20 protein-coding genes are annotated in these 21,178 nt (G+C 71.8%); 12 read left to right on the top strand and 8 right to left on the bottom strand.

All coding sequences use genetic code 11. The annotated features are described in order from the left end of the window. Positions 1–12 precede the first annotated feature (12 nt). The 3 genes from ACRAKF_RS19280 to ACRAKF_RS19290 all read left to right on the top strand — a co-directional run bounded on the left by ACRAKF_RS19280 (position 13) and on the right by ACRAKF_RS19290 (position 2,845). Positions 13–1,149 carry an abortive phage infection protein gene (locus ACRAKF_RS19280; RefSeq protein WP_447038406.1) on the top strand — a complete coding sequence of 379 codons (1,137 nt, stop codon included), beginning with the start codon at positions 13–15 and terminating at the stop codon, positions 1,147–1,149. Between the two features lie 113 nt (positions 1,150–1,262). Next, a complete protein-coding gene (locus tag ACRAKF_RS19285; protein WP_447038407.1) occupies positions 1,263–2,243 on the top strand; it encodes an SGNH/GDSL hydrolase family protein in 981 nt (326 codons plus the stop codon). A 242-nt stretch (positions 2,244–2,485) separates the two neighbouring features. Further along, positions 2,486–2,845, top strand: coding sequence for a DUF7144 family membrane protein (locus ACRAKF_RS19290; protein ID WP_447042063.1), 360 nt, complete (start codon positions 2,486–2,488; stop codon positions 2,843–2,845). 53 nt (positions 2,846–2,898) lie between these two features. On the opposite strand, the gene ACRAKF_RS19295 is transcribed toward ACRAKF_RS19290, so the two are convergent. Further along, the gene (locus ACRAKF_RS19295) at positions 2,899–3,807 is read right to left on the bottom strand and encodes a LysR family transcriptional regulator (protein WP_447038408.1); all 909 of its coding nucleotides are present in this window, start codon (positions 3,805–3,807) and stop codon (positions 2,899–2,901) included. Positions 3,808–3,965: 158 nt separating this feature from the next. Between ACRAKF_RS19295 and ACRAKF_RS19300 the strand changes: the two genes are divergently transcribed. Beyond that, positions 3,966–5,270: an SGNH/GDSL hydrolase family protein gene (locus ACRAKF_RS19300; protein WP_447042065.1), complete on the top strand. Its 1,305-nt coding sequence runs from the start codon at positions 3,966–3,968 to the stop codon at positions 5,268–5,270. Positions 5,271–5,276: 6 nt separating this feature from the next. On the opposite strand, the gene ACRAKF_RS19305 is transcribed toward ACRAKF_RS19300, so the two are convergent. Next, on the bottom strand, positions 5,277–5,678 hold the full coding sequence (locus ACRAKF_RS19305; RefSeq protein WP_447038409.1) for a hypothetical protein: 402 nt from the start codon (positions 5,676–5,678) through the stop codon (positions 5,277–5,279). A gap of 75 nt (positions 5,679–5,753) precedes the next feature. After that, positions 5,754–6,170: an SH3 domain-containing protein gene (locus tag ACRAKF_RS19310; protein ID WP_447038410.1), complete on the bottom strand. Its 417-nt coding sequence runs from the start codon at positions 6,168–6,170 to the stop codon at positions 5,754–5,756. A 152-nt stretch (positions 6,171–6,322) separates the two neighbouring features. Here ACRAKF_RS19310 and ACRAKF_RS19315 point away from each other — a divergent pair, with 152 nt between their 5' ends. From ACRAKF_RS19315 to ACRAKF_RS19325, 3 genes are all read left to right on the top strand, one after another. Beyond that, entirely contained in the window at positions 6,323–7,165 is an 843-nt protein-coding gene (locus tag ACRAKF_RS19315) for a hypothetical protein (protein ID WP_447038411.1), read from the top strand. A gap of 281 nt (positions 7,166–7,446) precedes the next feature. Then, positions 7,447–8,508 (top strand): endonuclease/exonuclease/phosphatase family protein, encoded by a 1,062-nt coding sequence (locus ACRAKF_RS19320; protein WP_447038412.1) that lies wholly within the window; start codon positions 7,447–7,449, stop codon positions 8,506–8,508. 25 nt (positions 8,509–8,533) lie between these two features. Beyond that, the gene (locus tag ACRAKF_RS19325) at positions 8,534–10,579 is read left to right on the top strand and encodes an FUSC family protein (protein ID WP_447038413.1); all 2,046 of its coding nucleotides are present in this window, start codon (positions 8,534–8,536) and stop codon (positions 10,577–10,579) included. A 76-nt stretch (positions 10,580–10,655) separates the two neighbouring features. On the opposite strand, the gene snpA is transcribed toward ACRAKF_RS19325, so the two are convergent. Continuing rightward, complete coding sequence (gene snpA / locus ACRAKF_RS19330; RefSeq protein ID WP_447038414.1) at positions 10,656–11,324, bottom strand: snapalysin; 669 nt, start codon at positions 11,322–11,324, stop codon at positions 10,656–10,658. A gap of 218 nt (positions 11,325–11,542) precedes the next feature. On the opposite strand from snpA, the gene ACRAKF_RS19335 reads away from it, so the two are divergent. Next, positions 11,543–12,544 carry a LysR substrate-binding domain-containing protein gene (locus tag ACRAKF_RS19335; RefSeq protein WP_447038415.1) on the top strand — a complete coding sequence of 334 codons (1,002 nt, stop codon included), beginning with the start codon at positions 11,543–11,545 and terminating at the stop codon, positions 12,542–12,544. Positions 12,545–12,579: 35 nt separating this feature from the next. Here ACRAKF_RS19335 and ACRAKF_RS19340 read toward each other — a convergent pair whose 3' ends face one another. Continuing rightward, entirely contained in the window at positions 12,580–14,673 is a 2,094-nt protein-coding gene (locus tag ACRAKF_RS19340) for a PhoX family protein (RefSeq protein ID WP_447038416.1), read from the bottom strand. 287 nt (positions 14,674–14,960) lie between these two features. Here ACRAKF_RS19340 and ACRAKF_RS19345 point away from each other — a divergent pair, with 287 nt between their 5' ends. Together ACRAKF_RS19345 and metG are read left to right on the top strand one after the other, a co-directional pair. Then, entirely contained in the window at positions 14,961–16,550 is a 1,590-nt protein-coding gene (locus ACRAKF_RS19345) for a VWA domain-containing protein (protein WP_447038417.1), read from the top strand. Between the two features lie 113 nt (positions 16,551–16,663). Then, entirely contained in the window at positions 16,664–18,298 is a 1,635-nt protein-coding gene (metG, locus tag ACRAKF_RS19350) for a methionine--tRNA ligase (RefSeq protein WP_447038418.1), read from the top strand. 121 nt (positions 18,299–18,419) lie between these two features. Here the strand turns inward: metG and ACRAKF_RS19355 are convergent, their stop codons facing one another. After that, the gene (locus ACRAKF_RS19355) at positions 18,420–18,674 is read right to left on the bottom strand and encodes a hypothetical protein (RefSeq protein ID WP_447038419.1); all 255 of its coding nucleotides are present in this window, start codon (positions 18,672–18,674) and stop codon (positions 18,420–18,422) included. A 74-nt stretch (positions 18,675–18,748) separates the two neighbouring features. Next, positions 18,749–19,165 carry an ATP-binding protein gene (locus ACRAKF_RS19360; protein ID WP_447038420.1) on the bottom strand — a complete coding sequence of 139 codons (417 nt, stop codon included), beginning with the start codon at positions 19,163–19,165 and terminating at the stop codon, positions 18,749–18,751. A gap of 230 nt (positions 19,166–19,395) precedes the next feature. Here ACRAKF_RS19360 and ACRAKF_RS19365 point away from each other — a divergent pair, with 230 nt between their 5' ends. Together ACRAKF_RS19365 and ACRAKF_RS19370 are read left to right on the top strand one after the other, a co-directional pair. After that, positions 19,396–20,247: a helix-turn-helix domain-containing protein gene (locus tag ACRAKF_RS19365; protein WP_447038421.1), complete on the top strand. Its 852-nt coding sequence runs from the start codon at positions 19,396–19,398 to the stop codon at positions 20,245–20,247. A gap of 9 nt (positions 20,248–20,256) precedes the next feature. Beyond that, on the top strand, positions 20,257–20,445 hold the full coding sequence (locus tag ACRAKF_RS19370) for a DUF397 domain-containing protein (protein ID WP_447038422.1): 189 nt from the start codon (positions 20,257–20,259) through the stop codon (positions 20,443–20,445). An 18-nt stretch (positions 20,446–20,463) separates the two neighbouring features. Here ACRAKF_RS19370 and ACRAKF_RS19375 read toward each other — a convergent pair whose 3' ends face one another. Further along, positions 20,464–21,066, bottom strand: coding sequence for a TetR/AcrR family transcriptional regulator (locus ACRAKF_RS19375; protein ID WP_447038423.1), 603 nt, complete (start codon positions 21,064–21,066; stop codon positions 20,464–20,466). Between the last annotated feature and the right edge of the window lie 112 nt (positions 21,067–21,178).

Consider the following 21,178-nt stretch of genomic DNA (forward strand, 5'->3'; position numbering starts at 1 on the left):
GCGGGAGGCGCAGTGCGCGGCGAGGCGATCAGCAGGGCCAGGTTCATCGCGGGTGCGGGGGCGGTGGCGGCCGCGGGGGCGCTGGCCGGTGCAGCTCCCGCCGCGGCGGGGGGAGATGCGGCGAAGGGCCGCCCCGGTCTCACCCACCGCGGCGTCTGTTACGAGGTCGGCGACGGTGAGCACCCCGCGACCGGCTGGTCCGCCCGCCGTATGCGCGCGGACATGCGGACCATCCGCGAGGACCTCCACGCGAGCTCCGTCTCCGTCTTCGGCGTCGGAGTCGAACGCCTCGCCGCCACCGCCTCCGAGGCCGCCGGGCGCGGCCTGCACGTCTGGCTCCAGCCGCGCCTCGCCGACGTCCCGCACCGGGACATCCTCGACCACCTCGCGGAGACCGGACGGCAGGCGGAGCGGCTGCGGCGGCGGGGGGCGAGCGTGTACCTCAGCGTGGGGTGCGAGTTCGTGCTGTTCGTCCCCGGCATCGTGCCGGGCGCCAACGCCGTCGAGCGGGTCGAGAACCTCCTCAAGGGCAACTTCGACCCCGAGAAGATGGTCCGCCGGCTCCGTGACTTCATCGAGCGGGCGGCACGCACCGGCCGTTCCGTCTTCCACGGCCCGCTCACCTACGGCGCGGCCGACGGCGACGACGTCGACTGGACCCTCTTCGACCTCGTGAGCGTCAACTACTACGGCTACCACCGCGACCGGGCCGGTTACGTCGCGGACCTCGCCCCGTACCGCCGCCACGGCAAGCCGGTGGCGATCACCGAGTGCGGGTCCTGTACGTACGAGGGCGCGCCCCAGGACGGCGGCATGGGCTGGCGCGAGGCCGTGGACTACACCAAGGACCCCCCGGAGATCGTCGCGGGCCTCCGCCGCAGCGAGCGCACGCAGGCGACGTACCTCATGGACGTCTTCGGCGCCTTCGAGTCCATGGACCTGCACGCCGCGCTGGTCTACCAGTTCGTCACGCCCGACGAGCCGCACCGCCCCCACGACCCGCGCCACGACCTGGACATGGCGAGCTACGGCATCACCAGGACGGTGTGGAAGCGGCCCGACGACCCGGCGGCCGGCCTGCGCGGGGAGCCGAAGGAGGCCTTCCACGCCCTCGCACGGCACTTCGAGCGAGCGGCGCGGCGGCACTGAAGTCCGGCCATTCAGCCACGGGGTGACCGTATCGGCAGACGGATGTCTTCCGCCGCCCGCGTGGCTGTGCTTGCCTGGGGGGCATTTCGGCGGTCTGGGGCGGGAGTTGCCGCATGCGCAAGCTGTGGAGCACGGGGGCGGTGGCCGGCGCGCTGGTGGGTGCGCTGTTGCTCGGGGGGTGCGGGGACCCGGGTTCGGGAGGCGACACCCCACCGGCCCCCACCCTCCCGGACGCACCGGAGGCACCGGACGCCTCGGACGTCCCGGCCGCCGACGCCCCGAGGGCTACGGCCACCCCGTCACGCCGGTCCCCGTCGCCCGCGGCGCGGCAGCGGGTTGCACAAAAGTCCCGGACAAAGCCCCCAAATGTCCTCTATCTCGGGGACTCCCTTGCAATGGAGAACCAGAGCGACCTCCGCGACCAGCTGAAGAATCGCCTCGGGGCGCGCTACCGCAGCGCGCCCTACTCCGGCACCACCCTCTGCGACTACCTCGAAGGCACCGGCAAGGACTCCCTGGTCCCCGAGAAGGACAAGGCCGCCGCGCTGGTGCGCGAGGAGCGGCCGGACTACGTGGTGCTCCAGTTCTGGGGCAACGCGTGGGGCTACACGCCGTGCATGGACGGCATCACGTACGACGAACAGCGGGCGAAGTACTTCGCCCGCTACAGCGCCGACGCGGCGAAGCTCACCGCGCAGATCGAGGGCGCCGCCGGGGCGGGGCGTACGCGCGTCGTCTGGGTGCTGCAAGGGCCCGACCCCATGACACCGGACCGCGTCCGCCGCGTGAACGGCATCTACGAGGCCCGAGCCCGCGCCTCGGGCGGCCTCACCGCCGACGCGGGCCGCGCGGTCGCCCCGGCGTCGTCCCGCTACACCTGGACCGAGACGCTGCCGTGCACGCCGTACGAGAGGCGCACCCCCGGGTTCTGCACCGACCCGGGCCGGGGCCGCACCGCCCTCCACCGGAGCGACGACCCCCTCCACTTCTGCCTGGCCCCGACCACGGCCAAGTCCCGGCCGTGCCCGAAACGTTCGCCGGGCATACGACGCGTCACCGCGGCGGTCACCAGCGCGGTGGCGAAGGTGTCGTGACACCGCCGCGCGGGCAGGCGCCCGTCACCCGTTCCGGCTAAGCCCGCTCGCCGCACCCCGTGGGCCGTCACACGCTGTGGATGCCCGACAGAGAGCGAGGGACGGCCATGAGCAGCGCCACGGCGCACGACGACACGCCGAGCCACGGACACGGCCACGGACACGGCCACGGCCACGGCCACAGCCACGAGCACCCGCACGAGCCGGGGAGCGACGCCAGTCTGTGGGCCGCGGGCGGGACCATGTTCGCCGGGGTCCTGATGCTGGTGAACGGCGTACTCGGCGTGTTCGAAGGCATCGCCGGCATCGCCAAGGACGACGTCTACGAACGCATCGGCGACTACGTCTACAAGTTCAACCTCACCACCTGGGGCTGGATCCACCTGATCCTCGGCCTCATCATCGCCGCCGCCGGCTGGGGCATCCTCAGGGGCGCGAGCTGGGCGAAGGCGACCGGCGTCGCGCTGGCCGCGCTCGGCATCGTGGCGCAGTTCCTGTGGCTGCCGTACACGCCGGTCTGGGCGGTCATCTCCATCGCGATCGGCGTCTTCGTCATCTGGGCGCTCTGCACGGACGCCTTCGGACAGACCGCCGGGCCCTGACGCGGGCGGAGGGACGTGCGGAGGCTCGGGCGAAGGCGCGCGGGCGGAGGGGCTCAGAACGCCGCGGGGCCCCCGTTCGCCGCCACCACGTCGCGGACCGCCGCGGCGAACGCCTCCGAGCGGGCGTTCGTGCCCGCCGTGCGCCAGAGCAGGGCCACGTCGGCGGACGCCACGTCCCGCAGCGGTACGAACGTGACGTCCGGGCGGGCGTAGTAGCGCTCCACCGAGGCCACCACCGGGGAGATCCCCCGGCCCGCGGCGACCAGCGTCATCAGCTCCTGGAAGCTGGCCACCGCCTGCCCCCGGTGGATCTCGCGGCCGCTCGGTGTGCGGGGCGGCACGTGGAAGTCCCACCAGTACGCGGGGGCGCCGTTCACCACGCCGAAGAACGTCTCGCCCGCCAGCTCCTCCAGGGCGACCGACGTGCGCCCGGCGAGGGGGTGGCCCACCGGCATGGCCAGCAGGCGGGGTTCGTTGATGACGACGGGGCCGACCGTCAGGTCCGGCTCCTCGACCGGCAGGCACGTGAAGAGCAGGTCGATGTCGCCGCCGCGCAGCGCGCCCAGCGGGTCCTCGAACTGCGTCTCGCGCATCCGCACCTCGCACCCGGGGCACCGCTCACGGAACGCCGCGAGGATCGCCCCGGTCAGCGAACCCGCGCCCGAGCCGAGGAAGCCGACGGACAGCTCGCCCTCGACGCCCCGCGCGGCGTCCCTGGCGCGGGCCACCGCCGCCTCCATCTCCTTGTGCAGCGGCGCGACGTCCTCGTACAGCCGCCGCCCCAGCGGTGAGAGGCGGACCACCCGGCTGGTGCGCTCGAAGAGCGGGGCGCCGATCTTGCGCTCCAGCTTCTTCACGGTCTGGCTGACCCGCGCCTGGGAGAGCAGCAGCCGCTCGGCCGTACGTCCGAAATGCAGCTCCTCGGCCAGCGTCACGAACGTCTCCAGCTCCTGGCGTTCCACCACGTACCCCCTGTGACCTGCATCGATAAGCGTCAGTGCGTTGATCGTTGCATGGATCGCCGTTGATGCCCCCGCGCGTTCGGCGGATCTTTGAGGAGTCGGGACGGCAGCCGCCGAATCCGGCACCGCCTCCCTCGACTCCCCGGAGCCCCACGATGATGTCGCGTGCCCGCACCACCGTCCTCGCCACCGCGTCGGCCCTCGCCCTGACCGCCGGACTCGCCCTCACCGGTGCCCATGCCGCCACCGGTGCCCATGCCACTAGCGGTGCCCATGCCGCCACCGACGGCCGCGCGGTCGAGGGGCCCGCCTGGACCGCCGCCTGGGCCGCGTCGCCGCAGCGGCCCAGCACCGGGTTCAAGCCCAACTGGTCGGAGGACGGCTTCAGCGGCCAGACCCTGCGCCAGGTCATACGCGTCACCGAGGGCGGTGACAGAGCCCGCATCCGGCTCTCCAACGCCTACGGGGCCTCGCCGCTCCGCATCGAGGGCGCCACCGTCGCGCGTACGGGCAAGGGGGCGTCGGTCCAGAAGGGCTCGGTGCGGCGGCTCACCTTCGGCGGCAAGCGGTCGGTGACGGTCCCGGCGCACGGGCAGCTCTCCAGCGACGCCGCCGGGCTGCGGCTCGACCCCTTCGAGTCCGTCACGGTCACCCTGCACCTGGCGGGCACGACCGGGCCCGCCACCTTCCACGCCCAGTCCTTCGCCACCAGCTACCGCGCGGACGGCGAGCACACCGCCGACACCGGGGCCACGGCCTTCGGCGACTCCACGGAGTCCTGGTACTACCTCTCCGGCGTCGACGTGAGCGGCCCCGAGCCCGCGAAGCGGGACGGCATCGCCCTCTTCGGGGACTCCATCACCGACGGCTTCGCCTCCACCACCGACCGCGACCGCCGCTGGCCGGACGCCCTCGCCGAACGGCTCGACGAGGCGGGTGACCAGCGGCCCGTGCTCAACGCCGGCATCGGCGGCAACCTGGTGCTCAACGACTCGGCCTGGTACGGGGAGAAGAGCGCCAACCGGTTCGCCAGGGACGCCCTGAACCTGCCCGGCGTCGGCACGGTCGTCGTCCTCGAAGGCCTCAACGACATCGGCTTCAGCGAGAGCGACACACCGACCTACAAGCCCGCCCCGATCGTGTCGGCGCGCGAACTCATCGACGGCCACCGGAAGCTGATCCGGCTCGCCCGGGCCGAGGGCGTCAAGGTCGTCGGCGCCACGCTGCTGCCGCTGGGCGGCTCCGACCACTACGGGAAGCACGCCGCCGCGGTCAGCGACGAGTTCAACGACTGGGTCCGCACCTCGGGCGAGTACGACGCCTACGTCGACTTCGACAAGGCGCTCGCCGACCCCGAGAACCCGGAGCGGCTCGCCCCCGCGTACGACAGCGGTGACCACCTGCACCCGAACGACGCCGGCTACCGGGCCATGGCCGACGCGGTCGAGCTCGACGCGCTGTGAGCGCTGTCAGGGGCATTTCTCGTCGCCGGCCGCGCAGAAGCGGTAGTAGGTCATCACGAACGTTCCCGCCGCGACCGCGAGCGACACCACGGCGCAGGCCAGCACGCCCTTGCCGCTCTGGTTGTACAGGAAGCCCAGTGACACCCCGGCGAGCACCGCCCACGACAGGGCGCGCAGCCCGACGGGCAGCTTCTTCCCCACCCGGTGCAGGGCCATGACCAGGACGGCGAGCACGAGCCCCGACACGACGCCGAGAAGGACCTTCCCCGCGGTGACCGGTCCGCCGTGGATGCGGTTGGTCGCGGTCCAGAAGCCGTACGCGATGCCGAGGAGCAGTGGCAGGGCCCAGGCCGAGGTCGCGGTGGACCGCGCGGCGGGCGCGTGGTGGACGGGGGCGGCATGTGCCATGACGGTTCCCTTCTCGACGGCCTCGCCGACGCGGCGCGCGCGGGGGCTCGGCGGTTCCGGTGGGGTTGCCGGGGGTCAGCGCCTGCTGTAGGCGCACGGTTCGTGGCAGTCCCGGTCCTTCCACTTCGGGCACGGGTCCTCGGAGGAGCAGCTCGGCACGTGCCATCCGTGGGTGTCGACGTACGCGGCGCTCGCCCAGCCGCCGACGCCGGTCAGCCAGTACCAGACGGAGTCACCGTGGACGACGGTCCCGTGTGTGGCGCACTCGACGCGGTCCTCACTGCCCTTGGGCAGCTTCGCGACGATCCTGCCCTCGGTGCTCGGCTCGTCCCTGATCTTCAGGTCCGGGCCGGAGACGACGGTTCCCCAGATGACGCCGTCGTCGTTGTGCGCGGGGGTCGCGGCGGTGGCTGAGGCTGTCGCTGTGGCGGCGGTGCCCACGGTCAGCAGGGCCGCGGCGCCCACCGCGCCCAGAGTCGATGCGATTCCCATGATCGGCCTCCTCGTCCCCTCATCCAGGTAACACCCGTTCGGCCGAGCCCTCCACCGGAAGCCCCGCCGGCCCGGGGAATCGCGCCCCTGCCTTGCCCCATATGCAGTCGTCCCGCTCGCGCCGGGCCTGAGGGGGGCCTTGCCTGGTATGCGTGCCCCGCAGCGTCCGCAGCGCCCTGTCCGCAGTCCTCCTCGTGGCGGCCTGCCTCCTCGTTCCCCTCGGCGCGCTCTCGACCTGGTCGAAGTACGAGATCGGGGACGAGGGCAGCTACGTCGCGACCATGGCGCCGCTCTCCGCCGACCCCGCGGTGCGCACGGCCGTGGGGGACGCGGTCACCGACGCGGTGATGAAGGAGATCGACGTGGGCCCGTTGCAGGGCACGGTCGAGGCCTTCGTACGCGACGCGGCGGGTTCGTTCACCGAGACGGAGGCGTACAAGACCGCCTGGAACGCGGCGAACCGTGCGGCGCACGACGCCGTGGAGCGCGCCCTCGACGACGACTCCGACGGCGAGGTCTCCATCGACCTCGCGCCCATCACACAGCGGGTCAAGCAGCAACTGGCCGATGACGGCGTGCCGTTCGCGTCGAAAATCCCGGTGCGGCACACCGAGGTCACCATCCTCGACTCCAAGGACCTCGGCCCGATACGGGAGGGCTTCCACATGCTCCAGACAGCAGGCCTCTGGCTCCCCCTGGCGGCGGTGATCCTCGCGGCGGCGGGCATCCTCCTGTCCCTCCACCGCCGCAGGGCGGTCATCGCCACGGCGGTGGGCGCGGCCCTCGCGGCGGCGGCGCTGGCCGCGGCGATCGCCATCACCCGAAGCCTCACGTTGAGGGACCTCCCCTCGGACATCTCCCCCGACGCGGCGGGCGCGGTCTACGACGCCTTGACGGAATCCCTCTGGGTGACCTCATGGATCATCATGGCAACGGGCACGGCGGTGGCCGCGGCAACCTGGTGGCTGAGCAGACACCACCACGAGCAAACCTGACCGCCCCCTCACGGCACCGGGCCGCGAGGGGCGCGGGGAACCGCGCGACCAACCACAACGATGACGCGGCAAAACGACGACCCAGACCCCCACAAGGGGCGCGGGGAACTGCGCGACCAGCCACAACCGGCCCGCAGAACGCGCCGCCCGAGCCCCCGGCCAGGGCCCGCAGAAAAACACCGTCCGAGGAAAGTCGGCGCGGTCCGAAGGAACCGCCCCCCGGCGAGCAACCGTTACTGAGAGAGGACACCGGCAGCAACAACCGACCCGAGAGGCCGGCCTTGGACAGCGAGACCGTCACCCGAGACGCCGAGCCGGAAGAGGCCGACGAGCCCGGCCGGAGGCCGCCGGCGCGGGGCAAGGCCGTCCTCGCCGCCCTGCTGCTCGCCGCCGTCACCACGGTCCTCGCCTTCCGCGCGGCGGACTCCGACGGCTTCACCCCCGTTCCCCAGACCCTCGCCTTCCTCCCCTGGCTCCTTGCCCCCGCGGCCGCGGCCCTGCTCCTGACCGCCCTGGCCAGATGGCGGACCGGCATGGTGTGGGCGGTCGCGACGCTCGCCGGAGTCGCCTGGTACATGGAGCCGTACGGCCACACGGACGCCCCCAAGGGCCCCGCCGTCGCGGAGCTGCGCGTCCTGACGTCGAACGTGGAGTTCGGCCAGGGCACCCCCGGCCTGGTCAAGGCGGTCCGCGCCGAAGACCCCGACCTCCTCTTCGTGGAGGAGTGCGACCCGGCGTGCTCCGCCCTGCTCCACAAGGAGCTGCCCCGCGCCGACTACCCCTACCGCGAGTCGGTGAAGGCGTACGGCGCGGAAGGTTCCGTCATCCTCGCCAAGGTCCCGCTGAAACCGGCGAAGGGCATCCCCGGCACCCTCGGCATGCCGGGAGCCGTGGCCGACGTGGAGGGCCACGAGGTACGGGTCCAGCTCGTCCACCCGATGCCACCGCTGGCCAAGGGAGTGGGCCTGTGGCGCGAGGAGCTCGGCAGGATCAGGGACTACGCCGCCGCGGGCGACGGCCGGTCCACCATCATCGCGGGCGACTTCAACGCCACGCAGGACCACGCCGCCTTCCGCTCCGTCCTGGACGCGGGCCTGCGCGACGCCGCCCGCCTCGACGGAACGTCGCGCGCCCCGAGCTGGCCCACCGCCGCGCCCGCACCGCTGGGCGCCCAGATCGATCACGTACTCGCGACCCCGGACTTCTCGGCCCGTGACGCCCGCTTCCTGGAGATCGGCGGCACGGACCACCGGGCCCTGGTGGTGACCCTGACGCTGCACCGCCCCGAAACCGAAGCCGCCGATGACGCCGATGACGCCGGAGCCACCGAAGCCGCGGACTGACCCGCGCGGCCGTGATACTGGACGCATGCCACGTGAGACCCCCGCCGCCCCACCGGAATCACGCGGATCGCGCACACCGCGCACCTCGCGCACCTCACGCGGCCTCCAGCGCCCGCTCTCCCCGCCCGACTGGCTGGTCAGGTCGCTCAAGCCGCAGTCCGCGCCCATCCCCTGGGCGGCTGTCGCCCGCGCCTCCCTGGCGATGTCGCTGCCGCTCGCCGTCGGCATCGTCGCGGGACAGCCCACGTACGGGGCGCTCGCCTCCATGGGCGCGCTCTCGGGCGTCATCGGCGACACCGCCGACGCCTACCGCATGCGCGTCCTCAACATCGCCGTGCCGCAGCTCTTCGGCGCCCTCGGCGTCACCCTCGGCTCGCTCGTCTTCGGCCACGGCTGGGTCGCCGTCGGCGCGGTCACCCTCGTCGCGCTCGTCTCCGGGATGATGTCGACGATCGGCGCCGTCGCCTCCGTGTCCGGGCTGCTCCTGCTGCTCAACTCCGTGGTCGGCGCCGGGCTGCCGATGCCCGGCGAGTGGTGGCTCGCCCCTGCCCTGATGACCGGTGGGGGCCTCCTCGTCCTGCTCCTCGCCCTGCTCGCGTGGCCGCTGCGCTCCGGCGTCCCCGAACGCGCCGCGGTCGCCGACTCCTACCTCTCCGTGGCCGCGCTCCTCGAAGCGGCGGGCACCGACGCCTACGACGACGCCCGAAGCGCCGTCACCATCTCCCTCAACCAGAGCTACGACCTCGTCCTCGCCCGCCGCGCCCTCGACCACGGCCGCAACGCGGACCTGGTGCGGCTCGTCGCCCAGTTGAACGCCCTCACCCCGGTCGTCGAGGCCGCCCCCGCCTCCCACCAGTGGGCCCGCCACGCCCGCGTACGCCTGCCAGCCGAGGTACCGGCGGCCGTACGCGCCCTCGCGGAGGCGGTGTGGCGCGGCGGCGGTGAGGGTCCGGACAGAGACGGCGCCCCGGCCCCACCGGACCTCGCCGAGCCGCTGGACCACGCGTCCCGGGCCCTCGACCACGCCGTACGGCACGCGGCGGAGACGCTCAGCGACCCCGACCCCCTCGGCGTCATCGAGGCCGACGACCGCCTCGGCCGCCCCGCCGCGCTGCGCGTCCGCGCCCGCCGCGCCGCCCGTAACGTCATCCTCTCCGGGGCGTCCTGGCGCTACGGACTGCGGCTCGCGCTCTGCATCGGCATCGCGCAGTCCCTGGTCTCGCTGGTCGACGTACCCCGGTCGTACTGGGTGGCGCTCACCGTCACGTTCGTCCTCAAGCCCGACTTCGGCTCGGTCTTCTCGCGCGCGGTCCTGCGCGCCATCGGCACGGCCGCGGGCCTGGTCGTCGCCGCCGCCGTCCTCGCCGAGGTGCCGCACGGCTGGTGGGACGTGCCGGTGATGCTGCTGCTCGCCCCGCTCATCCCGGCCCTGACCACCCGCGGCTACGGCCACCAGACGGCGGCCATCACCCCCGTCATCCTGCTGCTCTCCGACATCCTCAACCACCAGGGCCTCGGCCTGGTCGTGCCGCGGCTCGTCGACAGCCTGATCGGCTGCGCCATCGCGCTCGTCGCCGGCTATCTGCTCTGGCCGGAGAGCTGGGGCACCCGGATCGGCGACCGGCTCGCGGACGCCGTCGCCGACACGGCCCAGTACGTGGAGTGCGTCTTCGGCGCCCACGAGGACCCGGCCGCCAGGGCCCGGATGCGCCGCCGCCTCTACCGCGACCTGTCCACCATCCGCTCCGAGTTCCAGCGCGCCCTGACCGAGCCGCCGCCGACCGGTACGCGCGCCGCCGCCTGGTGGCCCCTGGTCGTCGCCGTGGAACGGATCCTGGACGCCACGACCGCCGCGCGCGTCCGCATCCGGCACGGCGCGGACGAGCCCGCCGCCGAGGAGATCGCCGAGGTCGTCGCGGAGCTGCGGGAGCTCGCGAAGGGGCTGCGCGCCTCGGCGCACCTCATGGAGGTGCGGACCGGTTTCACCGTGGGGCCCAAGGAGAGCGTCCTCGAACCCCTGCGGCAGGAGGTGGGGGCCGCGCGGGCCATCGCGTCGCCGAAGACGACGTGACGGAAGCGGCCCGCACGGCCCCCGAGAGCCCTAGAGCTCTACCGACTGGTCACTCAGTGGCCGACGTTGGCCTTGCTCAGCGGTCGGCGTTGACCTTGTGCAAGGCCTTGGTGAGGCCGTTCGCCCAGAGCTGGTCGACCTTGGCCCGCTCGGTGGCGTCCGGCTGCGCGTTGGTGCAGGACGGGCCGGGGCCGCCGCCCGACATGAGCTGGCTGCACGGGCCGTCGTAGGTGTCGGGCAGGCCGAGCACGTGCCCGGTCTCGTGGGTGGTGACGCGCGTCGCGTCGTACTCCTGGTTCTGCGCGTAGTCCAGAAAGACGTAGCCGTTGCCGTGGCCGTCGCTGCTCGCGTACGAGCCGCGCGGGTCGTTGCCCTCGCGGTACTCGAAGCTGGCGCCGGAGGTGCCCGCCTGGAGCTTCACGTTGGAGACGGCGCTGTTCCAGATCGAGGTGCTGCTGGCTATCTGCGAGGCGAAGGTCGGAGCTCCGGAGGCGTCGTAGACGACGGTCACGGACTTCGCGCCGGGGTTGGCCGCGCGCTTCTCGGCGACCGCCCGCACGACGGCCTCGAAGAACGCGGCGTTGTTCTTGGCCTCGGCCTTCGAACCCTCGTACGCGGCCCAGGACGAGGCGGCGGCGGGCGCGGAGGCCGTGGGGGCGGCGGGCGCGGCGGTCGCCGAGGTCACGCCGAGACCGGCGACGGAGAGACCGAGGACGGCGGCGACGGACAGGTAACGCTTGTTCATGTGTGGGGGGCTCCCTACTCGTTCCACGACCGTGGGGGGTCGGTGAAAGGTGAACGGTTCGGTGGCTGTGAGTCTCGGGGAGCATGTGGCGCACGGGGATGATGGCAATACCCGATAGCCCGGGGCTATCACCCCGCCCCGGCCTGCCCGGAACGGCTCGTTCTCGTGGGGTTTGGGCGTCTGGTGCGGCGGCCGTAGCGCCTCTACGCTCATCGACCATGGAGCTCGAGGTCCGGCACCTCCGTGCGCTGTGCGCCATCGCCGACAGCGGCAGCCTGCACAAGGCCGCCCGTCAGCTCGGCATGAGCCAGCCGTCGTTGACGACCCAGTTGCGCCGCATCGAGCACGCGCTCGGCGGCCAGCTCTTCGCCCGCGAGCGCACCGGCTGCCGCCCGACACCGCTCGGCCGCGTGCTCCTCAGCCGCGCCCGCCCCCTGGTCACGGAGATGGACGCCCTGGTCACCGAGACCATGGCCGCGGCCGCCCACGCCGCCGAAGGGCCACGCCTGCGCATAGGTTCCACGGCGAGCCGGGCCATACCCGGCTGGCTGCGCAGGCTGCGCGTGCGGCTGCCGGACACCGAGATCTCGCTCCAGATGGACGTCTCGGCCAACGCGCTGCTGCGCAGGGTGGCCGACGGCCAGCTCGACGTCGCGTTCGTGCACGAGGTGGAGGGCAGCCCGCTGCGGCTGCCGCAGACGCTCCGAAGACGCGTGCTCCTCGACCGCGAGCCGCAGTTCGTCTCCCTCGCCGCGGACCACCCGGCGGCGGAGCTACCGGTCGTCGGCCTCAGCGACCTCGCGGACGACCGCTGGATGGTGGACCCCACGGTGGACGGCGAGTGGGACGGCCTGCGCCGCGTCCTGACCGCGGCCGGCCTGAACCCCCCCGTCCTGCACGGCGACTACCTCACCGCCGCCTCCCTCGTCGCCTCCGGCGAGGTCGTCACCCTCTGCCAGCCCACCTCGCGGGGCCGCGCCGACATGGCCGTACGCCCCCTCGACGGTGACCCCCTGGGCGTACGTCTCCTGGTGACCGCGCGCGCCGACGACGCGCTGGACGCGGTCTACGCCGAGCTTGAGTCCGCGTACTGGGAGGCCGCCCGGCAGTCCCCCGCCTACGCCGAGTGGCTCCTGCGGGCCGGCGAGACGCGGGCGGCGGTCACCGAGGCCTTGATCCCCCGCACCTCGGTGACCGCCCACCTGCCGGCCTCCGCCTGACGCCCCCCGTCACCGACCCCCCGTCACCGGCATGCTCAGACGCCGATGTCGCGGCCGTCCTCGCGCCAGACCGAGACGACCGACGGACGGACGATCGTGCCGGGTCCGTCGGGCCAGACGCTCGCGGGCTTCTCGACGGACGCCCCGTCCACCTCGCCCGGGTGCTGCACGGAGACCAGCACGCGCCGGTCCTGGATGAGCGGCCCGCAGGTCTCCGCACCGGTCGGCATCGTCATGAACTGCTTGAGCTCACCGCGCCGGCTGCCGCGCGTCGCGACGCCGAAGAGGCCGTCGTGGGAGCCGAGCTTGTTGCCGTCGGTGGAGAGCCACAGGTTGCCGTGCGGGTCGAAGGCGATGTTGTCCGGGCAGGAGATGGGGGAGACCCGGTCCTTGGGGAAGCCCGCGAAGTACGTCGAGGGGTCCTCCGGGTCACCGGCGACGAGGAACAGCGACCAGCCGAAGGTCAGCGCGTCCGCGCGGTTGCGGCGCTCGGTCAGCTCCAGGACCTGCCCGTGCTTGTTCAGGTTGCGCGGGTTGGCCTCGTCGGCACCGGGCTTGCCCGCCTTGCCGCGGTCGGAGTTGTTCGTCAGGGCCACGTAGACCTTGCCGGTGTGCGGCGAGGGCTCGATGTCCTCGGGGCGGTCCATCTTGGTCGCCCCGACCTTGTCACCGGCGATGCGCGTGAAGAGGTAGACCTCGTCGGCGGTCATGCCCTTGACGTGGCTGACGGCCTTGCCGCCGGGCCCGGCGGTGGCGAGCGGAATCCACGTACCGCTGCCGTCGAACTCGCCGTCCTCGGGGAGGGTGCCCTCCCCGTCGATCTCGTCCGCCGGGGAGTCGCCGGTCAGCTTGGCGACGTACAGCGTTCCCTCGTCCAGCAGGCCGAGGTTGTGCTCGTGGGCGGCGCGGGACGTGCCCTTGGCGACGCGCTTGCTGCTGACGAACTTGTAGAAGTAGTCGAACTTCTCGTCGTCACCCATGTAGATGACCGGGCGGCCGTCGTGCGTGAGCCGCGGCTGCGCGGCCTCGTGCTTGAAGCGGCCGAGCGCGGTGCGCTTGCGCGGGGTCGAGTCGGGGTCGTACGGGTCCAGCTCGACGACCCAGCCGAAGCGGTTGGCCTCGTTGGGCTCCTTGGCGAGGTCGAAGCGGTCGTCGAACCGCTCCCACTTGCGCTCGGAGACACCGCCGACGACGCCGTAGCGCTTGAGGCGCTCGGCGGTGGTCGGGTCGCTGACCTTCTCGGCGTTGGCGAAGTACTGGTTGAAGTTCTCCTCGCCGTGCAGCGTGGTGCCCCACGGGGTGGTGCCGCCGGCGCAGTTGTTCAGCGTGCCGAGGACGGTGGTGCCGCGCGGGTCGGCCTTGGTGCGGACGAGCGGGCTGCCCGCGACGGGCCCGGAGAGCCGGAACCGGCTGGTGGCGGTGAGCCGCCGGTTGAGGTGGTGCCGGGGCACGGCGGACAGCCTGCCCTTCCTCCGCTCCTCCTCGACCACGACGACGGAGAGGCCGTGGGCCGCCCAGGCGATCTCGACCTGCTCGCGGGTGGGGTTCTCGGGGTCGTACCCCTTGAACATCAGGATCTCGTCCGTGTACTCGTGGTTGGCCACGAGGACCTGGCGGTTGTGCTCGCGGCGCAGCGGCAGCAGGCTCAGGAAGTCGTTGTTGTAGCCGAACTGCCCGGCCTGCGCCTTGGCGCTCTGCCGGTCCGGGTCGAAGGCGGGGGCACCGCGCAGGATGGGCTCGCCCCAGCGGATGACGACGTTCTGCTCGTATCCGCCGGGGATGGTGACGGTGTCGGCGGTGTTCGGCGCGACGGGCGCGAAGCGGAGGCCGCGGGCCGCCTTGGACCCACCCTTCCCCGTACGTCCGGCCGGCACGGCGGCAGCGGCCTGGCCGGCCCCCGGGTCGGCTATGACCGCACCGCCCGCGGCGGCGGCGACCGTGACGACGGCGGTGGCGCGCATCATCGAACGGCGGCTGAGGGCACCGGCGATGACATCACCGACATAGGCGTTGTCGCTGGTGTTGGGCACCTCTTGGAAGCAGGCGTCGCCGCAACGGAAACGGCAGGTCAGGGCGGAACGGCCGCCGCTCCCCTGATGCGAGGTGACGATCGGCAGCAGTTTCGGCACGGGTCCTCCGTCGTAGTGTCACTGACGTCTCTGGTACGTCTCTGGTACGTCTGTGGCTTGATTCCGCCGTGACGGTATGTGTGGAGATCGGCAGGGCGGCGGCCGGAGGGTGAACGGCGGGTGAATCCATGGCGCACGGGGAGAAGTTGGCGCGGGGCTCCGGCGGGGCGGACCGGGCGGGTGACGTCGGGTGACCCTGCCCAAGATCGCCACGGGCGGCGGCTAACCTTACGTGTCCGCCCTGGCCAGGGATTTTCGGGAATCAACTCACGCGAAGGGTTGCGCACATGGGCATTCTGAACCGCCTGCGGAACGCGTTCGGACGGTCACGCAAGCTGGAACCGGCGTCCGATGGTGCGACGGATACCGCGGAGGCTTCCCAGCCTGTGAGCGTGCCGTCACCGTCTCCGGAGCCGCCTGCGCGGGCCGAGGCCGCCATCCCCTCCCCGAGCCCGGAGCCGTCCCCGCGGCCCGAGCCCGCCATCCCTTCCCCCAGCCCGGAGCCGTCCCCACGGCCCGAGGCCACCATCCCCTCCCCGAGCCCGGAGCCGTCCCCGTACCCGGCGGACGACCTCGTGGCAGCGGCCTTCGACAACGTGACGGTGCCCTCGACGAGGGCCCCGGAGCCGGAGCCGGAGCCGGCCCCGGAGGCGGAGCCTGCCCCGAAGGCGGAAGCCGAGCCCGAGCCTGAACCCGCCCCGGCAGCGGAGGCGGAGCCCGCCCCGAAGGCGGAGGCCGAGCCCGAGCCCACCCCGGCGGCGGAAGCCGAACCCGAGGCCGAGCCGGTTGCCGCCCCTGCGGAGACGAAGGCAGAAGCCACTGCCGAAGCCGCTGCCGCTGTGGGCAGTCGTCCCGCTGGGCGGGACGGGTGGGCACAGCCCGAAGCCGCCGCGAGCGATGAAGCAACGGCAACCCCGGCGGAGCCGGAAGCGGCGGCACAGCCGGAGATCCCTGCCGAGCCCGAAGCGGCAGCACAGCCGCAGGCCCCCGCCGAGCCCGAAGCAGCAGCACAACCGCAGGCCCCCGCCGAGCCCGAAGCGGCAGCACAACCGCAGGCCCCCGCCGAGCCCGAAGCAGCAGCACAACCGGAGACCCCTGCCGAGCCCGAAGCGGCAGCACAGCCGCAGGCCCCCACCGAGCCCGAAGCAGCAGCACAGCCGCAGGCCCCCGCCGAGCCCGAGCCGGAGGCTGCCGTGGGGCAGGCCGAAGGCAAGCCCGCCCTCTCCGCGGCCAAGGTGCGGGCCAAGGCTCCGGCCCTGGCAGCCCCGTACAAAGCCGCCGGCGCCGCCCTGAAGAAGCGGGACCTCACAGGAGTGCGGGCCCCCATCTACCTCGTACTGGACCGCAGCGGCAGCATGCGCCCGTACTACAAGGACGGCTCCGCCCAGAGCCTCGGCGAACAGGTCCTCGCCCTGGCCGCCCACACGGACCCCGAAGCCACCGTCCACGTCGTCTTCTTCTCGACGGACATCGACGGCACCGGCACCCTCACCCTCTCCGACCACGAGAACCGCGTGGACGAGCTGCACGCGGCGGCCGGCCGCATGGGCCGCACGAGCTACCACCGGGCGATCGAAGAGGTAGTGGCCCACTACGAGAAGTCCGACCACGCCCTCTCGAACACACCCGCCCTCGTGATCTTCCAGACGGACGGCGCCCCCGACACCAAGGGCCCGGCCACCCAGGCCCTGGCGGACGCCACGAAGCACCCGCTGTTCTTCCAGTTCATCGCGTTCGGGGAGCACGACGCGAAGGCCTTCGACTATCTCCGCAAGCTCACCGCGGACAACGCCGCCTTCTTCCACGCGGGCCCGACCCCGCGCGAGCTCACGGACAAGGAGCTGTACGAGGGCCTACTGGCGAACTGGCGCCCGTAACGAACCCACAACCGACGAACCCGGCGGTTCCAGGGGACACGTACCGGAGGCACCCGGTCCACCCCCTGGAATCGAGGTGAGTGGATCTGCACGGGGCCGTTAGGATTTCGACCATGGCGGCCACTGGATCCGAGAAGCAGGGGACGAGCGAAGACGCGAAGGCGTACTACGTCTCGACCCCCATCTACTACGTAAACGACGCTCCTCACCTGGGCCACGCCTACACGACCGTTGCAGGGGACGTGCTCACGCGCTGGCACCGTCAGCGCGGCGAGAAGGTGTGGTACCTCACCGGCACGGACGAGCACGGTCAGAAGATCATGCGCACGGCCGAGGCGAACGACGTCACCCCCCAGGAGTGGTGCGACAAGCTCGTCACCGAGGCCTGGAAGCCCCTCTGGGAGCACCTGAACATCGCGAACGACGACTTCATCCGTACGACGGAGAAGCGTCACACCGACCGTGTGCAGGAGTTCGTCCAGGATCTCTTCGACAAGGGAGAGATCTACAAGGGCGGCTACGAAGGCCCGTACTGCGTGGGCTGCGAGGAGTACAAACTCCCCGGCGACCTGATCGACGGCGATGCCGACGGCCCCTTCGCGGGCCAGAAGCTCTGCCCGATCCACAAGAAGCCGGTGGAGCTCCTCAAGGAGGAGAACTACTTCTTCAAGCTCAGCGAGTACGGCGACAAGCTCCTCGCCCTGTACGAGGCGAACCCGGGCTTCATCCAGCCCGAGTCGGCCCGCAACGAGGTCGTGAACTTCGTCAAGCAGGGCCTCCAGGACCTCTCGATCTCCCGCTCGACGTTCGACTGGGGCGTGGAGGTCCCGTGGGACGACAAGCACGTCATCTACGTCTGGATCGACGCCCTCCTGAACTACGCCACGGCCGTCGGCTACGGCGCGAACCAGGAGAAGTTCGACCGGACGTTCCCGGCCGACGTCCACCTGGTCGGCAAGGACATCCTCCGCTTCCACGCGGTGATCTGGCCCGCGATGCTGCTGGCGCAGGGCCTGCCGGTCCCCGGCAAGGTCGCGGCCAACGGCTGGCTGATGGTCGGCGGCGAGAAGATGTCCAAGTCGAACCTGACGGGCATCAAGCCGCAGGACCTGACGTCCCACTTCGGCGTGGACGCGTACCGCTGGTACTTCCTGCGCGCGATCGCGTTCGGCAGCGACGGCTCGTTCTCGTGGGAGGACTTCTCCGCCCGCTACACGTCCGAGCTGGCGAACGACTACGGCAACCTCGCGTCCCGTGTCGCGGCGATGGTCGGCAAGTACTTCGGCGGCGCGCTGCCCGAGGCGACGGCCTCCGGTGACGCCGAGCAGGCGGTCCGGGACGGCCTGACGAAGGCGGTCGCCGAGGCCGACCGGAAGATCGGCGAGGAGCTGGACTTCCAGGGCGGCATCCTGGCGATCTTCGACTTCGTGAAGCAGGTCAACGGCTACATCACGGAGCAGGAGCCGTGGAAGGTGGCCAAGGACACCTCCGACAAGGGCAAGGCCCGCCTGGCGACGATCCTGTACACGGCGGCCGAATCGCTCCGCGCCGTGGCGGTCCTCCTGAATCCCGTCATGCCGGAGACGTCCCAGAAGCTCTGGGACTCGCTGGGCGCGGAGCCCGCCCTGGGCCCCCTGTCCGACCAGCGGGTCCAGGATGCGGCCACGTGGGGCACGCTCCCCGCGGGCGTGACGGTGACGAAGGGCGCGGTCCTGTTCCCCCGCCTGGAGGAAAAGCCGACCGCGTAGCGCCACGCTCAGCGGGGCCCGCGGCGGGCATCGCAGAAAAATCCCGGCGACACGCCACACCACACGGCGTGTCGCCGGGATTTTCATGCAATGCCGCACCCGACCACCAGGCGGGCCCGGTTCACTCCGCGAACAGTTCGGCTGCGGAGGACACCTCGTAGGACCGGTCCAGCCAATCAGCCAGCCGCTCCAGATCCCCACAGGCCCGCACCCGCTCCCGGTCCGCGTCCGACAGCGCGATGCCGCGCCAGTCGAGCGTGCGCAGGACGGCCTGCCCACGCTCCTGGGCCCGCGCCTCTTCGCGGCCCTCTTCGCGACCCTCATCGCGAACCTTCTCGGCGACCTCGTGCCGGAAGAAGTAGTTGATCGTCGTCATCAGGTCCCTCCAGAGTTGCTTCGCCTGGGGGTCGACCAGGCCTGCCGCGTTGAGGATCGGATGTCCCGTGGCAGCTAGGCGCCCAGGAGTTCGCACCAGACGTACTTGCCCGAATCGGTGGCCACGGGGTACCAGCCCCATGCGTCGGCGCATGCCCGTACGAGGTCGAGGCCACGGCCCCGCTCGTCGCCCGGGGCGGCGGTGCGTGGAGGCGGAGCCGGAGGCGTGGGGTCGGCGTCCCACGCCCCGATACGGAGGACTCCGGCGCGGTAGCGGACGCGGAGGGCGGCGGGGCCCTTGGTATGCCGTACGGCGTTGGAGACCAGCTCTGTGGCCATCAACTCCGCCATGTCCAGCAATTGCGGCAGGCAGTGCAGCGTGAGGATGAGCCGGAGGCTGTGGCGGCAGAGCGTGACCGCGCGGGGGTCATGGGGGATGTACAGGGTGTACTCCCAGGGTTCGGCGGCGACGTCGGTGTCGTCTGCGGGCATGCGAGAGCTCCAGGGGGCGTGGGGAGGTTACGGGGCGCGGCGGGCGCAGGGCGGTGGCAGTGTCACCGCCGTCACGGCATGACGGGGTGGTGCGCTTCCGGAATCCCGGTCTCGCAGCGTTGCGGTGCGTCACTGACGGTAGAGCAAAAATTTTTCCTGCCGCAAGCCGGTGGAGTAATCTGACACCCGAATGAGTCGTGGCAGCACGCCAGTTGAGAGCAGGAGGGGCCGTGGCGCCGAGAAGCCAACCCAGCGCGCGGCAGGTGCGCCTGGGGACTGAGCTGCGCAGGCTACGGGAGAGCACCGGGCTCAAGGCTCGCGAGGTGGCGGCGCTGCTCAAGTCGACCTCCGCACAGATCAGCCAGGTCGAGGCAGGCCTGGCAGGAGTGAGCGAGGAACGCGTGCGGAACCTCGCAGCGCGTTACGCATGCACTGACGAGGCCTTCATCGAGGCTCTGGTCGCCATGGCCACCGACCGCACACGTGGCTGGTGGGAGGAGTTCAAGGGCGTCCTCCCGCCGCCATTTCTGAATACCGCCGAGCTGGAACACCACGCGACCTTCCTGCGAGAGGTCGTCATCGCTTACGTACCGGGGCTGTTCCAGCTACCGGATTACGCCCGCGCGGTCTATTCGTACGTGATGCCTGGGGCACCGGACAGCCAGCTGGAGCCACGGCTGGAGCACCGCATCAGGCGGCGAGCGATCCTTGAAAGGGAGAACCCCGCTCCGTATGAGGCGATCATCCACGAGGCCGCCCTGCGCATCCGCGTGGCGGACCGCAAAGTTGCCCGTAGGCAACTGGAGGCGATCGTTCAGCAAACGGACCGCGAGCACGTCAGCGTGCGCGTCATCCCGTTCGAGCAGGACAACTTCGCCGGAGCAGGGGCCACGATGATGTACCTCGGCGGGCCACTGACCCGGCTCGACACCGGGCTACAAGATTCACCCACCGGAACGGCGATCATCGACGCCGAGCCTCATCTTCTGCGGCTTCGCACTCTGCTCGGCCAGGTGGAAAAGTCAGCACTCGACCCCGCACAATCGCGAGACTTCATTCACCGCATGAGCAAGGAACTGTGAGGCTCCCGCATGGCCCAGACGATCCGCTGGCAGAAGTCATCCTTCTCCGGTGGCGGCGACGGTGACACCTGCATAGAACTGGCCGCCACCCCCACCCGCGTCCATCTCCGTGAAAGCGACGCCCCGGCCACCGAACTGCGGCCCGCCCGTACGGCCTTGGCGTACCTCCTGGACAGCATCAAAGCGCGCCGGCGATAAACGGTACCGGCCCGTCCCCTAGCCCCCTAGGTACGTCGCCACCAGGCGGGACAGTTGGCGGCCGGCGGCGCGCAGTGGGGCCTGGCTGCGGGTGACCTGGGCCGTCACCTCGGCCCCCTCCAGCGTGCTGATCACCGTGGTGGCCAGGTCCCGCGCCGCCTCGGCGTCGAGGCCCGCGCCCAGCAGCCGCTCCTCGACGATCCGCTCCCAGCCGCGCAGCGCCTCCGCGCACACCCCCTGGATCTCCGAGTCCGTGCCGAGGGTCTCCAGGGCGGCGGCCGTGACCGGGCAGCCGTCGACCCAGCCCGACTCCTCCAGGGCCACCGCCAGTTCCACCGCGCAGCGCTCGATGGCGGACGCCGGATCGCCCTCGCCGGCCAGGCCCGCTCGCAGCATCTCCGCGAACTCTTCCGCGCTGTACGTGATGGCGGCCACCGCGACCGTCACCTTGCCGCCCGGGAAGAAGTGGTACACGGAGCCGAGCGTGGCCTCCGCCTCCTTGGCGATCTGCTTGATGCCCGTGCCCACGTAGCCCTGCCGCTGGATGAGGCGGGCGGAGACGGCGACGATCCGGTCGCGGGTGCCGAGGGGCGCGGTACGGACTGCGCTGTTCTGGGTCATGGACACACCTTAACCCGACACTAAGTAGAGCGTTCGTTCTAGAGGCGTGGTACGTTCATGCCGTGCTCTGGATAGAGCGATCGTTTTAGCCGCTCGGCGTAACCATTTTGGA

Source organism: Streptomyces sp. DSM 118878 (assembly GCF_052936595.1).

Coding starts and splice junctions, on each gene's coding strand:
- ACRAKF_RS19285 (WP_447038407.1), top strand. CDS start 1,263: ATGCGCAAGCTGTGGAGCACGGGGGCGGTGGCCGGCGCGCTGGTGGGT.
- ACRAKF_RS19290 (WP_447042063.1), top strand. CDS start 2,486: ATGTTCGCCGGGGTCCTGATGCTGGTGAACGGCGTACTCGGCGTGTTC.
- ACRAKF_RS19300 (WP_447042065.1), top strand. CDS start 3,966: ATGTCGCGTGCCCGCACCACCGTCCTCGCCACCGCGTCGGCCCTCGCC.
- ACRAKF_RS19305 (WP_447038409.1), bottom strand. CDS start 5,678: ATGGCACATGCCGCCCCCGTCCACCACGCGCCCGCCGCGCGGTCCACC.
- ACRAKF_RS19310 (WP_447038410.1), bottom strand. CDS start 6,170: ATGGGAATCGCATCGACTCTGGGCGCGGTGGGCGCCGCGGCCCTGCTG.
- ACRAKF_RS19325 (WP_447038413.1), top strand. CDS start 8,534: ATGCCACGTGAGACCCCCGCCGCCCCACCGGAATCACGCGGATCGCGC.
- snpA (WP_447038414.1), bottom strand. CDS start 11,324: ATGAACAAGCGTTACCTGTCCGTCGCCGCCGTCCTCGGTCTCTCCGTC.
- ACRAKF_RS19335 (WP_447038415.1), top strand. CDS start 11,543: ATGGAGCTCGAGGTCCGGCACCTCCGTGCGCTGTGCGCCATCGCCGAC.
- ACRAKF_RS19345 (WP_447038417.1), top strand. CDS start 14,961: ATGGGCATTCTGAACCGCCTGCGGAACGCGTTCGGACGGTCACGCAAG.
- metG (WP_447038418.1), top strand. CDS start 16,664: ATGGCGGCCACTGGATCCGAGAAGCAGGGGACGAGCGAAGACGCGAAG.
- ACRAKF_RS19355 (WP_447038419.1), bottom strand. CDS start 18,674: ATGACGACGATCAACTACTTCTTCCGGCACGAGGTCGCCGAGAAGGTT.
- ACRAKF_RS19360 (WP_447038420.1), bottom strand. CDS start 19,165: ATGCCCGCAGACGACACCGACGTCGCCGCCGAACCCTGGGAGTACACC.
- ACRAKF_RS19370 (WP_447038422.1), top strand. CDS start 20,257: ATGGCCCAGACGATCCGCTGGCAGAAGTCATCCTTCTCCGGTGGCGGC.
- ACRAKF_RS19375 (WP_447038423.1), bottom strand. CDS start 21,066: ATGACCCAGAACAGCGCAGTCCGTACCGCGCCCCTCGGCACCCGCGAC.